Genomic DNA, 13271 nt, shown 5'->3' on the forward strand with positions numbered 1-13271 from the left:
ATTTGGAAGGGAATTTATATTAACATATCCTTAAATTTTATTAATGTTGGCTATTAAAAAAACACCCGCTCAGTCAGCGGGTGTTTCTTATGGAACAAGATTCTTCGGCAAATTCAGACTCGATTTTACCGTTTTGTCGGAATATAAAAAGTAAATGTTGTTCCTTTATCTATTCGGCTGTGCACAGTAATTGATCCGTTGTGGGCTTCCACGATATTTTTAACGATAGCCAGCCCTAACCCGGTTCCTGCTCTGCCCCTTGTCCGCGCTTTATCTGCCTTATAAAACCGCTCAAAGATAAATGGCAGATCTTCTTCCGGTATGCCGGACCCGGAGTCTTTGATATCAATTTTCAATCCATCCTTCACAGAATGGACTGAAATGGAGACACTGCCACCGGATGAAGTATGCCGCAACGCGTTATCGATCAAATTGGTAAATACCTGCTCCATCTTGTCTTCATCAAACATAAATTCCTCTTCTGTGAGAGAAATGTCATGATGTAAAGCAATATTTTTTTCTTTCGCAACACCGGAAAACTTCCGAATGATCTTTTCTAAAAACTCATTCACATTGATTTTTTCATAATGTAAGCCTGTATGGCCTGATTCCATTCGGGCTAAATCAAGCAAATCATTAACTAAACGGCCCATTCGGAGCGATTCGTCATAAATGATTTGGGCAATTTCTTTCCGGTCTTCTTCAGAGCTTGCAATGTCATCGACAATTGCTTCACTGTATCCCTGAAGCATGGAGATCGGTGTTCTCAGCTCATGACTGACATTTGCGATAAAGTCCTCCCGCAGCTTATCAAGGCGGCGTTCTTCTGTCATGTCACGCAGTACGGCAACCGCTCCTCTTACGTGCGATTCCGCATAAAGCGGCGACATCAAAAGCACCCATGATCTGCCTTGCAGCGTCATCTCAATCATTTGTTCTTTTTCAGTGCTGACAGCGTTTTGAAACAGCTCTTTTGCTTCAGGCGGAAGGTTGTCGCCTTCTTTGATATTCATATTCTGTTCATAATACCAAGCCTGAAGAAAACGTTCAGCCGGCGGGTTGGTCACAAGAATCGTACCGTCAATATTAATGGTAATAACCCCGTCAGCCATACTGCTCAAAATGTTAGAAAGCTGCTCTTTTTCTTGATTGAGCGCATTGATATGAAAGTTAAGCTGCCGGCCCATTTGATTAAAAGCGGTCGCCAGTTCACCGATTTCATCCTGAGTTAAAATCGGGATTTTTGTATCGAACTTGCCCTTCGCCAAATCCTGCGCGCCTTCTCTCATTTTTCGGAGAGGGTACGTGACCCTGCTTGATAAAAAGAATGCGAAAAATGTGGTCAGCACAATCGCAATTCCAGCGGCAAGAAAAATATAGCGGGTCGTATGTTTTGTTGTATCTTTAACGGCAAGCAAAGACTGGGATAAAAAGACCATGCCTTTCTTTCCGTCTTTTTCATACGGGACACCTACAATCAGGCGTTCATTATCCGTGTCTGTATCGCTCAATCCCGTCCGTTTGCTTACTTTTTTATGGTCTTTGAGAGCTTTATTTAAGTCTTTGTCATGCTGTATTTGCTCAACCGTAATAGACGACAGGCAATTTTTATCATTCGGAGAATACCAGTGGTTCTTCTCATCCTGGATGATGGCAATGCTTGTTAAGTTATCAGCGAGCTCCCAAGTGATTGACCTTGCCAGTGCCTGGTCCTCGTGATTTTCTAGGATGACAGCAACTTTATTCGCAAGCTGTGTTAAATCATTCTCGGCTTCTTCCACATGGTAGTTTTCAATAAACTCCAGCAAAAGAACCGTTAAAATGAACAATACGATCAAGACGAGTGAAAGGATCGTAAACCACAGCTTGCCTACTACGCTTTTCCAAAATTTCATTCAGCGCCGACCTCAAATTTATAACCTACACCCCATACGGTGACAATTTTTTTCGCAGCCTCCGGAGAAACCTTGTTCAGCTTCTCTCTCAAGCGTTTGACGTGAGTGTCCACTGTCCGTAAATCACCAAAAAACTCATATTGCCACACTTCTTTCAGAAGCTTTTCCCGATCATACACCTTGTCAGGCGTTTTCGCTAAGAAATATAGAAGCTCATACTCTTTTGGCGTCAGGCTCACTTCTGTTCCATCAGCTGTTACGCGGTGAGCATCATGGTCTATGGACAGATGTGAAAACACGAGCACATTTTTCGTCGGTGTATTGGCATTGAAATAAGAGGTTTGGGATGCTCTTCTCAAAAGGGCCTTTACACGCAGCACGACTTCTCTCGGGCTGAACGGCTTAACAATATAATCATCTGTTCCCGCTTCAAACCCCTGCACCCGGTTTGCTTCTTCTCCTTTTGCGGTCAGCATGATAATGGGTGTCGCTTTTTTTTCACGAATTTGCCGGCACACTTCAATTCCATCAGTCCCCGGCATCATCAGATCAAGCAAAATTAAGTCATAATTGGCTTCAAGCCCTTTGGCAATGGCTTCATCACCATTTTCAGCTTCATCTATAGCATAATTTTCACGTTCAAGATACATTCTTAAAAGGCGGCGAATTCTGGCTTCGTCATCAACTACTAATATTTTTGTTTCGTTCGTTTGGTCCATGTTTTCCCCCTGCTTTCCTTCTGTTACTTTCATTTTATCAAATCGTGAGAAAGTTTGAGAACTGTGTCGCTTTCAAAGGACTATGCATAAGAATGAAGTCCGGCAAGCACAAGATTTACGAATATTAAATTAAACATAATAATAGCAAAACCGATTACGGCCAGCCATGCTGACTTCTCACCGTGCCAGCCTCTTGACAGTCTTAAATGCAAGTAGGCGGCATAGAACAAAAATGTGATCAGCGCCCATACTTCCTTAGGGTCCCAGCCCCAAAATCTGGTCCACGCGAGCTGAGCCCAAATCATTGCAAAGATCAGCGCGCCGAGTGTAAAGATCGGAAATCCGATTGATACGGCCCTGTACCCAACCTCATCCACCAGATCAAGATTGACGTTTTTCACCAGCGGATGTAATAGAGCGCTGATTCTTTTTCTGATGATCAGACGGAGAGCCCCATACAACACAAGACCTGCTCCAAATGACCAAATGACAGTGTTCACTTTTCTGCCTGAGAAAAGCGCGGGAAGATCAACAAGCGGTTCCATTCTTCCTTCGGTCAAAAGCTCTCCCTGATGCGGACCGACAAGCGCGGGCATTTCGTACACCATCACGCTTTTTTCTTTATTTTTGTCCACCCAGTTAAACTCCGCTTCATAGCCTGCAAGACGAAATGCTGATGTGATTGCAATAAAGGCGACGGTTGTGACCAGGATAAACATAATCGCTTCAAGCCAGAAGGTCTTTTTGCTTGGCTTTGTCTGGTCTACATGCTTCAAAAGAAAGATGACACCAGCGACAAAGCTGATGGCAAGTATAGCTTGCCCAAGCGCGGCCGTTGTTACATGAATATACAGCCAGTTGCTTTGGAGCGAAGGAATTAAAGGCGAGATATCTGTTGGAAACATGCTGGCGTAGGCAATCAGCAATAAAGCAATTGACAGCGTAAACAGACCTAATGAAGGCAATCTATAGAGAAAATAAAGAATGATAAACGCCAAAACAAGCATCATGCCAAAAGCGGTGGTGAATTCAAACATATTGCTGACAGGCGCATGGCCGCTGGCAGCCCACCTTGTGATGAAATATCCAAGGTGGCAGAAAAAACCGACAATAGAAAAGGTGATTCCAATGTTGGCCCATCGGTTTGGCCTGCCCTTTTTATCTTTATTCCCGCGTATGGCCCCGCCGAAGATTGGGACAGCGATTAAATACACAAGAAAGGCCGCATAAAGAAAATTTCCGCTCAGCTCTGCCATGACATCACTCCCTTTTCGCCTATTTCTGTGTTTTGATTAATTCTTTTTGGTCCACCGGTTCAGTCAGTCCGGAATCAGCCAATATAAATGCTAAATCCTTCTTCAGGCCAAACCAGTTTTTATTGGTATGCCCCGCTACCATAACTGCGCCATCCTGTGAGTGCAGCCAAATTCTTCGATGCTGCCAGTACATACCTTGAATGACACCGATCATAAAAATGGCTCCGCCGACAGCAAGCACCCAGAGTGTCAGATCCTTTCTGACTGTAAGTCCAGTAATGTTTTTCGTTTCGACATGGTCAAATTTCAGCTTGTATTTATTATTGCCTGATCCTTCGATGGTTTCTTGGATGGCGACAAAGCTCTTTTCGCCTTTCGGTTTGTCCGGCGTTATAATATTAAAGACAAAAGCCGGATTGTTAGGGATCTTTGTTTTTGTGCTCGGCTCTCCGTCCTGATTAAAATAGAAGTCAGGCAGGTAGCTGGCGATTTCCACCTTGTAACCGTTGCCAAGATCATAGACCGAATCTGGATCCAGAAGGTTGATCTTCAGGCTCCCAAAGGATTTTTTTGTTTTTTTATCAATCAGCTGGAACACCATTTGGTCAAGCTGATTCTCTTTGTAATCCACCTGGTAAACGGAAAAAGAATCAAAACGCAGCGGCTGATTGACACGGATGTCTTCTTCTGTTACTTTTTTCAGCTTCGGCTTCTCGCCATAAACAATTTTTCCTTCTCTCTTGTAGAGTACAGCCTCGGTTTGAAAGTTCTTTGCCACTCTACCGTCCCCGACTCTGTCAATGGCATCTGCAAATACCTTTTTTTCCGTTTTGCTGTTATAGGTCTCTACGCTGAATTGATTGTTTTTCAAATAATATTTTCCGTCTGTACCCGGAATTGCGGCGGTTTCGCCTTCTCTGACCCAAAGCGTCTCATCGACGTACATGCCAGGCACAAATCTCAGCATCGCACCAATCAAAAAGATGATCAATCCAATATGGTTGACATACGGGCCCCAGCGGGAAAAGCGTCCTTTTTCAGCAAGAATGCTGCCCTCTTTTTCTCTGATTCTATAATGTTTTTTCTTTAATAGAGCAACTATCTTTTCTTTCGATTCCCCGTTCAGTACTGTAACTGTTTCACTGAACAAGCGCTGCCTTCTTAAAAAAGCCGGGCTCCTTCTGACGCCTTGGTTTTTTAACGCTCTATACAACGGAATGACCCGATCAAGGCTGCAAATCACGAGTGAAATGCCGATCGAGGCAATGAGCAGCAAATACCACCAAGAACCATATAAATGATGAAACCCGAGCAAATAATAAAGCTGGCCGAACGTGCCATACTGCTCCTTGTAATAAGTATCAGCCTGTGCGCCCGGAGGCAGATAGGCTTCCTGGGGAAAAATGGTGCCGAACGCTGATGCGGCAAGGGTTATGACGATAAGCCATATTCCCACCTTAACCGAGGAAAAGAAATTCCAAATTTTGTCGATAATCGTTTTGTTATAGGTTTGCGAACGTCTTGCGCTTCCGTCATATCTCATATCAGCGAGCGGAGGTTGAGTTTCCTGAAGAGCTCTTCCGCACGATTCGCATAAAACGGTTCCGACCGGGTTTATATGTCCGCATTCACATTTGACTTGCTTCATCCCGAAGTCTCTCCGGGTTTTATGAGATTCATATATTCGTGTATCATGCTTTCTGTCATAGTGCCGGTCACCACCTTGACAACTTTTCCTTCCGGATTGATCAAAAAGGTTGTCGGAAGCGGAGATACGTCATAGGCATCAAGCACTTGGCGATCTGTATCCAGAACAACCGGGAAATTGACTCCGTAGGATTTCATAAAATTATGTACTGCTATCTTTGACTCCCCAACATTTACAGCGACAATTTCAACACCTTGGCTTTTAAAATGCTTATATTGGTTTGCCATATAAGGAAACTCTTTTTTGCACGGTTCACACCATGTACCCCAGAAATTCAAAAAAACACCTTTCCCTTTTAAGTCACTGAGCTCGATACGTTTCCCATTCGTATCCTCAAGGACAAAATTCGGTGCGTCGGACCCTTCGGATATACTCTCTTTGCCGGCAAATACAGCATTGTAAATGGTATAGCCGAGTGCGCAGATTAAAACGAGAAGGATGCCGGTCCGAATGAATAAACGCCTTTTTTTCTTCATTGTCCACTGCCCCCTTCCCCCTATTGCAGATCCATTCAATTATATCATTGCACGTTCATTTCACATTTCTTACTTTTTGAAGGTTATGTGAAATTTAGAAAGCGTTTTTACCGTGATCCGCCAGTGCTCTGAGCCTTTTTACTTCGTGGGGCGTAAGCTCTCTGGCATCGCCCGTGTGCAGGCCTCGCAGGTTTAAAAACGCGTATTCCTCACGCTTCAGCTTGATTACCTCATGTCCGATCGCTTCAAACATGCGGCGCACCTGTCTGTTGCGTCCCTCATGGATCGTCAGCTGAATAATGCTTGTCTGCTTTTTCTTATCCAAGGACAGCAGCTTCGCTTTAGCAGGCGCTGTTTTGCCTTCTTCCAGCCTAATTCCGCGCTCCAGCTTTCTGAGCAGCTCTTTAGGCGGGATTCCTTTCACCTTCGCCACGTATGTTTTGTCTATTTCATACTTAGGGTGCATCAGCTTATTGGCGAATTCACCGTCATTGGTTAAAAGCAAAAGACCGCTCGTATCATAGTCCAGACGCCCAATCGGATAAATGCGCTGCGGAATATTTTTAAAAAAGTCCGTCACCACTTTGCGTCCTTTATCATCTTGCGCTGCGGAAATAACACCTCTTGGTTTATATAAGAGAAAGTAAACCGGCTCTTCGCGTTCAACCTTTAACCCGTTTACCTCAATCTGATCAGAACTGGTGACCTTAACACCTAGCTCTGTTACTACTTTGCCATTCACCTTTACTTTTCCTTCTTTAATCAGCTCTTCTGCCTTTCTGCGCGACGCAACTCCAGCATGAGCAATCACTTTTTGCAGTCTTTCCATGTCTTTCACCTCAAGTATTATCTTACTTTTTTCAACCTTAACAAACAAGCTTTTTCAAATTCCTATGCCATATCTAAAAAAAACGCCGTTTTCAGGCGCTCCCAAATAATAACGTAACGATGATGATAGATGCAACTACGCCGATTAAATCTGCAAGAAGTCCCACCTTTAATGCATCACCCATTTTTTTAATGCCGACTGCTCCGAAATACACAGTCAGTACGTAAAGCGTTGTATCTGTAGATCCCTGCATGACGGAAGCCAGCCTGCCGATAAAGGAATCGGGCCCGTATACTGCAATTAAATCGGTCGTCATTCCGAGAGCGGCCGTACCGGAGATCGGGCGGATCAGAGCAAGCGGCACTACTTCAGCAGGGATGCCTATAGCGGAGAAAGCCGGTTTTAAAAGATCCATTATAAAATCAAGCGCGCCTGATGATCTGAAAACAGTTATAGCGACAAGCATTCCGACTAAATAGGGGATAATGGAAAAGGCGATTTCTATCCCCTCTTTTCCGCCTTCGACAAACGATTCATATGTCGGAACCTTTTTGATCGTTCCATAAAGAAGAATTCCGGCAATAATGATTGGAATCATGGCTAAAGACAGCCAGTTGATGATTTCCATCCGCTCACCTTCCCTTCTTTTTGCGGCGGTAATAAAAATACCGATCAATGATAATGGCACCGATTCCGGAAATAAGCGTTGCCAAAATGCTTGGCCCGACGATATCTGTCGGCGTTTTGGAGGAATAAGCCATTCGGACAGCGATCACCGTTGTCGGGATGAGTGTGATGCAGGACGTATTAACAGCTAAAAAAGTAATCATTGACCGGCTTGCTTCCGATCGGTTTCCATTCAGCTTTTTCATTTGTTCCATTGCTTTAATGCCAAGCGGAGTTGCTGCATTTCCGAGGCCGAAGAAATTCGCCATAAGATTAGATAAAATATAGCCCATCGCCGGGTGATCCGGCGGTATATCAGGGAACAGTTTAGATATAAAAGGCCTGCACATCCGGCTGAAAATATCCAAAAGACCTGACTGCTCGGCGATTTTCATTAAGCCAAGCCAGAAAACAAGCACGCTCATCAATCCAAATGAAATCGTAATCGCTTCTTTCGCACCCTTAAACACGGCTTCATTTACATCTTGCAGAGTTCCGTTGCACATCGCAAAAACGAGTCCGATCACGGTTAAACTGACCCAAATTATATTGACCATTTTGCTCCGCCTGCCGCATTCAGAAAGATTGATTTAAACGTTTCAAAAAATTGTTTCTTCGGTTTTTGATGCCGCTCATTTTCATAATAGATCGGCACTTTTGCGATGGTTGCATTGTTGAACATGATCTCCATGTGCCCTACGATGTCAGGGATTTTCGAGGCATCTTTTTCCCATGCTTTTTTCGGCTTGAGCAGTGTGGTATTAATTTTCACATCTTCTTTTTCCTCTTCAGTCAGCAAATAGGTGATATCACGTTTGATAAAAGCCTTCGATTCATAAAATGTGCCTTTCAGCTTTGGAATATCCCCTTTTTTTGCAATTAAATAGGTTTGATAATGCTCAAACACATAGTTAAACATCTTCATATGGTCATCCCAATCATTAGGGTCATTAATGGTGACGGCTATCAGGTCAATGCCGTCCTTTGAAGCCGTAGAGACCAGTGTCCGTTTTGCAAGTTTTGTATAGCCTGTTTTTCCTCCTGTGCTGTACGGATATAGCATGGTCAGCAGTTTATTTTTGTTTTTCCATACGCTTTCCATCGTTTCCGCTTTGTATATTTTTGTGCCTGAAATCTTTTGATAGTCTTTCAGCTTCATAGCATATTTAGTTAAAATGGCCATGTCATAGGCTGTTGAATAATGATTTTCATGGTCGTCCAATCCGTGCGGGTTTTGAAAACGGGTGTTCTTCATACCAAGCTGCTCGGCTTTTTGATTCATCATATAAACAAACCCATCGAGGCTCCCACCGACATGCTCAGCAATCGCGACAGCGGCGTCGTTTCCTGATCTTAGCATCAGGCCATACACAAGATCTTTCAGCTTCACTTTTTGACCTTCTGTTAAATAAATGGCGGAGCCTTCTGTTCTGACAGCATTTGCCGAAACCGTCACCGTTTGATCCATTTTGCCGGATTCGATGGCGAGGACGGCGGTCATAATTTTTGTGATGCTCGCGATCCGCCTTTTTTGATGCTCATCCTTGGCATATAACACTCTGCCTGACGCATCGTCAATAATGATCGCGCTTTTTGCACTGACATCTATAGCAGCATGTGCTGTATTCACATTTACGGTTGCAATAAGAAAAGAAATCATGATCACGAATACTGCTTTTTTGAAAATGCGCATGTTTGCTCACGTCCTTGTGGTGGTTTGTACAAGTTTATGCGCATGTCCATCAGTTATGAATAACAATTATATTTCTGGAAGCAAACATAAAAAAACTCTCCCTGAAAAAGGGAGAGTAAACGTTATCTGATTGGCGCCATGCTTGATCCGGACGCTTCGTAATGAGCCAGCTCTTCCCTCATCTTCAGAAAGGCCGCGCTCAACGGCAATAATAATTGCTCAAGCGACGCAGGAACAGCATGATAAAACTCAATTGCGCTGACCCCGGTATAAGACGCCCGGCTATTTTCACACCACGTGTCTTTTTTCGGCATAAAGAACTCTTCAATGCATTGGTGATACACATTATAAAGTGTTTTTTCCGCTCTGGCTTCCTGAAAAGGCTCCTGCATCAGGAGACGGCGGCACGCTTCTGCGCCTCCTTCACAAAATACTGCCATTCTTCTCAGAGTGCTCAGCACATCACAGCAGTATCCTTTTTCAATAGGCAATTCAGCCTGTAAGGACTCAAGCGTCGTTTGATTTAGGTAATCGTTCACGGTATTGACAACCATTGATAAGAATTCGCCTGTTTTTTGAGTCTGCGCTCGCACAATCGAATGTCCCATTTCGTTTGGTATCTTCCCCTCATGTCTTTGTCTCTCACATTTTGCTTCTTTCATGATAGCTTCTTCCTTATATCTTATGATGATGAAAAAGCGCGATTCATTAAACTTCTATTTTATATCTTCGAAGGTTTGGTTAAAGTTTTCAAAAAATAAATCTGCTTCTTCTTGAAGAACGTCTTCTTCCGCATTTTCAGGCAGCGGCGGAAGCTCGTCCAGCGTTTTCAGACCGAATTGTTCAAGAAAAGTCGGCGTAGTACCGTATAAAATGGCCCGCCCCGGACCATCGGCACGCCCTACTTCACACAATAGCGCCTTCGCGACAAGACTGTGTAAAATCCGCTCTGATTTTACTCCTCTGATTTCTTCAATTTCTGCTCTCGTAATTGGCTGTTTGTATGAAACAATGGCCAGTACTTCTAAAGATGCTTGAGAAAGGCCCTTTGACGGCACTTCAATCAGTTTTTTCAAGTAAGGCGCAAAGTCTTTTTTGGTAGAGAGCATGTACGTATCTGCATACTCAATAAGTTCAATCCCTCGTGTATCTCCGCGGTATTCGTCCGCCACATCCGCCATGATAGTGTTCAGTTCAGGCTCTTCGATTTCAAGCACTGTTAACAGCTGCTTTTTTGTAAGCCCTTCATCGCCTGCCGCATAAAGAAGGGCTTCCACAATAGCTTTCCAATTCACGATATCAAGCCCCATGAATGGATTCACTCCCCGTAATGTAAATATCTGAAAAATTGTGCTCCTGTTCAATGAGGACCAGCTGATTTTTCATCAGCTCAAGAACAGCTAGAAAGGTCACTACTAAATGTTCTTTTTGCTCATATGGAAACAGATCCATAAAGTTGATTCTCGTTCCTTTAGATTTCAAGCTGTGCACGATTTCGTTCATTCTGGCTTCGATTGGTATGTCCTGTCTTGTAATTGTTGTTTCCATCGGCCTGTTTATTTTTTTGCGTTTCAGCACTTTTTGAAAAGCTCCGATCATATCATAGACCGTGACAGAGAGCTTTTGCTCAGACTGTTTTACTTCTTTTGCATATTCACTCAAATCACTCGGCGGTTTCGTGAACGATTTTTGTCTTTCTTCTTCCCGTTCTTTTAAATCCTTCGCCGCATCTTTATATTTTCGATACTCAATCAGCTTTTCAATCAGTTCCTCCCGCGGATCTTCTTCTTCAAGTAATTCATCTTCAAAAAGCTCCTCCTCTTGCTTCGGGAGCAGCATTCTGCTTTTAATGCTGAGCAGCGTGGCAGCCATAACCAAATACTCGCTGGCCATATCGAGCTCAAGCACACGCATCGTATGTACATATAATAAATATTGTTCAGTGATCTTCGCCACAGGTATATCATATATGTCAATTTCAAGACGATTGATTAAATGAAGCAGCAGGTCCAATGGGCCCTCAAACGTATCAATTTTCACTTGATATTCTTCCATCATCTCACCATTTTCAAGTATCACTCTCATTGCCGGAAAAACTGGCTACCCTATAGTATAAGCCACCAAAAAGCTCTCGTCCAATACTATTTCATTTCCTGTTTTGAACAAGTTTGTACAGAATATTCAAAACACGAGAGGTGTTTGCTCGGAGCGCAGAAGCGGGAGAAAAAGCCTTAGCTTCTGGTTTTCCTTTCTAAGAAGCAATAGAGGCCGAGCGTTCTTTTTTCCTTTTATCCCTTCTATGGTACACTAAAAGCACATTAAAGGAGGAAGCACCTTGTATCCGAAAGCTTATATAGATTATCTCGTTGAGTTTCACGCGACACGGGATTATTTTGAATGCCATGAAATATTAGAAGAATATTGGAAGGAAGATCCGCCAAAGAAACGAAAACGCTATTGGGTCGGCTTTATTCAGCTTGCAGTTGCTTTATATCATCACAGAAGGCAGAATACAGCCGGGGCAAAAAGACTGATGGCAAACAGCATCCGGATTCTTCAAGCAGAATACCGGGCAGTCGAAGACTTAGGGCTCGATCATGGCCGTTTGCTCGAACTTATGCAATCGGTTTACGAACAAATCGAAACGGGCTCTGCCTATAAAAGCATTATGCTGCCAATCAAAGATGAGAAACTGGAGGAAGCATGCAGGATCGAATGCAGGAAAAAAAAGTATACATGGGGGCAGCCCAGTGCACTCAGGAACATATTTCTTATCGACAAACACCGTTTGCGGGATCGGACTGACGTCATCCGTGAACGTGAAAAAGAAATAGAACGCAGAAAAAAAAGCAGAGACTGATCACAGCCTCTGCTCAGCGTGTCGACAAACCCTCGCATTCGTTGTCAAGCCTGTGCGTTGGTGCTCACGAATGAAAACATTCGCTCCGCTCCAATGCTCAGCTTTCCTAGACTTCAAGGGTTTTCAATCGCGCTGAAAGGATGACAAAAACCTAAAACAAAACTGTTTTCGGATTTTGTCATCAAACTAAAGCAGAGGCTGATCACAGCCTCTGCTTAATTATTGTATGAAATGTCTTGATCCTGCTGACCTTGACAACGTTCGAAAAAGCTCTGCGTTAATTCATTTGGAACCAGTACTTGCGTTTTGAATAAATGCTTTAAAGCATCCATCATCTGTTTTCCGATTCCTTGATGGCGATGAGAAGGATTCACACTGATATGCCGGATCTCAACCTCAGAATCCTTTTTTTCGACTCCGATTGCTCCGACGATATCCTCGTCCTCTTTCCAAAGAAAGAGCTGGCGGTCTGTATCCGTTTCGTAGTCCTTAATTGTCTGCTGAAGCTGCTTAAGGTCTTTTTCATTCGGCATAAACGAAAGAAGCCCCATCGCAATCTTTTCAAACGATTTTTTATAACGAATTAACATAAAAACCCCTCTATATCCAAAATGTCCAGTCTGCTATTAACGGATACGAATAGGTGATCCGTTTTCTCACATTATATCATTTTCGCCATATTTTTAAACTGTTTTCAGCAAATTATTCAAATGAGCGGTTTAAATTTGCCATTTCAATGGCAGAAACAGCACAATCTACACCTTTGTTGCCCGCTTTTGTGCCGGCACGCTCGATAGCCTGTTCGATGTTTTCAGTTGTTACAATTCCAAAGATGACAGGTACACCAGTAGTGTTTGCTGCTTGCGCGATGCCTTTTGCAGCTTCATTGCAGACATAATCGTAATGTGTCGTCGCGCCTCTGATGACAGTGCCCAATGTGATAATAGCATCATATTTTTTTGTTTCCGCCATTTTTTTCGCAGCAAACGGTATTTCAAATGCGCCTGGAACCCAAGCCACATCAATATCATTTGTGTCTACGCCATGTCTGAGCAGCGCATCTTCTGCTCCGCTCAGCAGCTTGCTCGTAATAAAATCATTAAATCTTCCTACTACGATTCCGATTTTAAGACCTGTACCAACTAAATTTCCTTGTATGATATTCATAT

The 13271-nt window shown here is 43.4% G+C and carries 15 protein-coding genes; 1 reads left to right on the forward strand and 14 read right to left on the reverse strand.

What is annotated here, in order from left to right; translation table 11 throughout:
- Nucleotides 1-125: 125 nt before the first annotated feature.
- The 12 genes from resE to scpA all read right to left on the reverse strand — a co-directional run bounded on the left by resE (nt 126) and on the right by scpA (nt 11297).
- The gene (resE, locus tag NX903_RS10815; protein WP_086344028.1) at nt 126-1895 is read right to left on the reverse strand and encodes a sensor histidine kinase ResE; all 1770 of its coding nucleotides are present in this window, start codon (nt 1893-1895) and stop codon (nt 126-128) included.
- Nucleotides 1892-2614: a DNA-binding response regulator ResD gene (gene resD, locus NX903_RS10820; RefSeq protein WP_003246107.1), complete on the reverse strand. Its 723-nt coding sequence runs from the start codon at nt 2612-2614 to the stop codon at nt 1892-1894. Before resD ends, resE begins: the two co-directional genes overlap by 4 nt.
- Before the next feature lie 80 nt (nt 2615-2694).
- The gene (gene resC, locus NX903_RS10825) at nt 2695-3870 is read right to left on the reverse strand and encodes a cytochrome c biogenesis protein ResC (RefSeq protein ID WP_086344029.1); all 1176 of its coding nucleotides are present in this window, start codon (nt 3868-3870) and stop codon (nt 2695-2697) included.
- Nucleotides 3871-3889: 19 nt separating this feature from the next.
- Nucleotides 3890-5518, reverse strand: a complete 1629-nt coding sequence (gene resB / locus NX903_RS10830) for a cytochrome c biogenesis protein ResB (RefSeq protein WP_086344030.1) — start codon at nt 5516-5518, stop codon at nt 3890-3892.
- Nucleotides 5515-6054: a thiol-disulfide oxidoreductase ResA gene (gene resA / locus NX903_RS10835; RefSeq protein ID WP_014480156.1), complete on the reverse strand. Its 540-nt coding sequence runs from the start codon at nt 6052-6054 to the stop codon at nt 5515-5517. The genes resB and resA overlap by 4 nt, the downstream gene beginning before the upstream one ends.
- Before the next feature lie 94 nt (nt 6055-6148).
- A complete protein-coding gene (rluB, locus tag NX903_RS10840; protein ID WP_086344609.1) occupies nt 6149-6883 on the reverse strand; it encodes a 23S rRNA pseudouridine(2605) synthase RluB in 735 nt (244 codons plus the stop codon).
- A 91-nt stretch (nt 6884-6974) separates the two neighbouring features.
- Complete coding sequence (gene spmB, locus NX903_RS10845) at nt 6975-7511, reverse strand: spore maturation protein SpmB (RefSeq protein WP_003230509.1); 537 nt, start codon at nt 7509-7511, stop codon at nt 6975-6977.
- A 4-nt stretch (nt 7512-7515) separates the two neighbouring features.
- Nucleotides 7516-8106: a spore maturation protein SpmA gene (gene spmA, locus NX903_RS10850; RefSeq protein WP_004398980.1), complete on the reverse strand. Its 591-nt coding sequence runs from the start codon at nt 8104-8106 to the stop codon at nt 7516-7518.
- The gene (gene dacB / locus NX903_RS10855) at nt 8094-9242 is read right to left on the reverse strand and encodes a D-alanyl-D-alanine carboxypeptidase DacB (protein ID WP_086344031.1); all 1149 of its coding nucleotides are present in this window, start codon (nt 9240-9242) and stop codon (nt 8094-8096) included. The genes spmA and dacB overlap by 13 nt, the downstream gene beginning before the upstream one ends.
- Nucleotides 9243-9364: 122 nt before the next feature.
- Nucleotides 9365-9904, reverse strand: coding sequence for a YpuI family protein (locus NX903_RS10860; RefSeq protein ID WP_014477219.1), 540 nt, complete (start codon nt 9902-9904; stop codon nt 9365-9367).
- 54 nt (nt 9905-9958) lie between these two features.
- Entirely contained in the window at nt 9959-10552 is a 594-nt protein-coding gene (gene scpB, locus NX903_RS10865; protein ID WP_003223904.1) for an SMC-Scp complex subunit ScpB, read from the reverse strand.
- Nucleotides 10542-11297: a segregation/condensation protein A gene (scpA, locus tag NX903_RS10870; protein ID WP_046381501.1), complete on the reverse strand. Its 756-nt coding sequence runs from the start codon at nt 11295-11297 to the stop codon at nt 10542-10544. The genes scpB and scpA overlap by 11 nt, the downstream gene beginning before the upstream one ends.
- Before the next feature lie 280 nt (nt 11298-11577).
- Here scpA and NX903_RS10875 point away from each other — a divergent pair, with 280 nt between their 5' ends.
- Nucleotides 11578-12102, forward strand: coding sequence for a DUF309 domain-containing protein (locus tag NX903_RS10875; RefSeq protein WP_086344032.1), 525 nt, complete (start codon nt 11578-11580; stop codon nt 12100-12102).
- 215 nt (nt 12103-12317) lie between these two features.
- Here the strand turns inward: NX903_RS10875 and ribT are convergent, their stop codons facing one another.
- Together ribT and ribH are read right to left on the reverse strand one after the other, a co-directional pair.
- Nucleotides 12318-12692 (reverse strand): GNAT family N-acetyltransferase RibT, encoded by a 375-nt coding sequence (ribT, locus tag NX903_RS10880; RefSeq protein ID WP_003223910.1) that lies wholly within the window; start codon nt 12690-12692, stop codon nt 12318-12320.
- 112 nt (nt 12693-12804) lie between these two features.
- Nucleotides 12805-13269 (reverse strand): 6,7-dimethyl-8-ribityllumazine synthase, encoded by a 465-nt coding sequence (gene ribH / locus NX903_RS10885; protein ID WP_003223915.1) that lies wholly within the window; start codon nt 13267-13269, stop codon nt 12805-12807.
- Between the last annotated feature and the right edge of the window lie 2 nt (nt 13270-13271).

Origin of the sequence: Bacillus sp. FSL R5-0576 (assembly GCF_038004765.1) — a bacterium.
Classification (GTDB): Bacteria; Bacillota; Bacilli; order Bacillales; family Bacillaceae; genus Bacillus; species Bacillus subtilis.

Excerpts from the sequence above, each read along its gene's own strand:
- resE (WP_086344028.1), bottom strand. The coding sequence starts at position 1,895 with ATGAAATTTTGGAAAAGCGTAGTAGGCAAGCTGTGGTTTACGATCCTT.
- resD (WP_003246107.1), bottom strand. The coding sequence starts at position 2,614 with ATGGACCAAACGAACGAAACAAAAATATTAGTAGTTGATGACGAAGCC.
- resC (WP_086344029.1), bottom strand. The coding sequence starts at position 3,870 with ATGGCAGAGCTGAGCGGAAATTTTCTTTATGCGGCCTTTCTTGTGTAT.
- resB (WP_086344030.1), bottom strand. The coding sequence starts at position 5,518 with ATGAAGCAAGTCAAATGTGAATGCGGACATATAAACCCGGTCGGAACC.
- resA (WP_014480156.1), bottom strand. The coding sequence starts at position 6,054 with ATGAAGAAAAAAAGGCGTTTATTCATTCGGACCGGCATCCTTCTCGTT.
- rluB (WP_086344609.1), bottom strand. The coding sequence starts at position 6,883 with ATGGAAAGACTGCAAAAAGTGATTGCTCATGCTGGAGTTGCGTCGCGC.
- spmB (WP_003230509.1), bottom strand. The coding sequence starts at position 7,511 with ATGGAAATCATCAACTGGCTGTCTTTAGCCATGATTCCAATCATTATT.
- spmA (WP_004398980.1), bottom strand. The coding sequence starts at position 8,106 with ATGGTCAATATAATTTGGGTCAGTTTAACCGTGATCGGACTCGTTTTT.
- dacB (WP_086344031.1), bottom strand. The coding sequence starts at position 9,242 with ATGCGCATTTTCAAAAAAGCAGTATTCGTGATCATGATTTCTTTTCTT.
- NX903_RS10860 (WP_014477219.1), bottom strand. The coding sequence starts at position 9,904 with ATGAAAGAAGCAAAATGTGAGAGACAAAGACATGAGGGGAAGATACCA.
- scpB (WP_003223904.1), bottom strand. The coding sequence starts at position 10,552 with ATGGGGCTTGATATCGTGAATTGGAAAGCTATTGTGGAAGCCCTTCTT.
- scpA (WP_046381501.1), bottom strand. The coding sequence starts at position 11,297 with ATGGAAGAATATCAAGTGAAAATTGATACGTTTGAGGGCCCATTGGAC.
- ribT (WP_003223910.1), bottom strand. The coding sequence starts at position 12,692 with ATGTTAATTCGTTATAAAAAATCGTTTGAAAAGATTGCGATGGGGCTT.
- ribH (WP_003223915.1), bottom strand. The coding sequence starts at position 13,269 with ATGAATATCATACAAGGAAATTTAGTTGGTACAGGTCTTAAAATCGGA.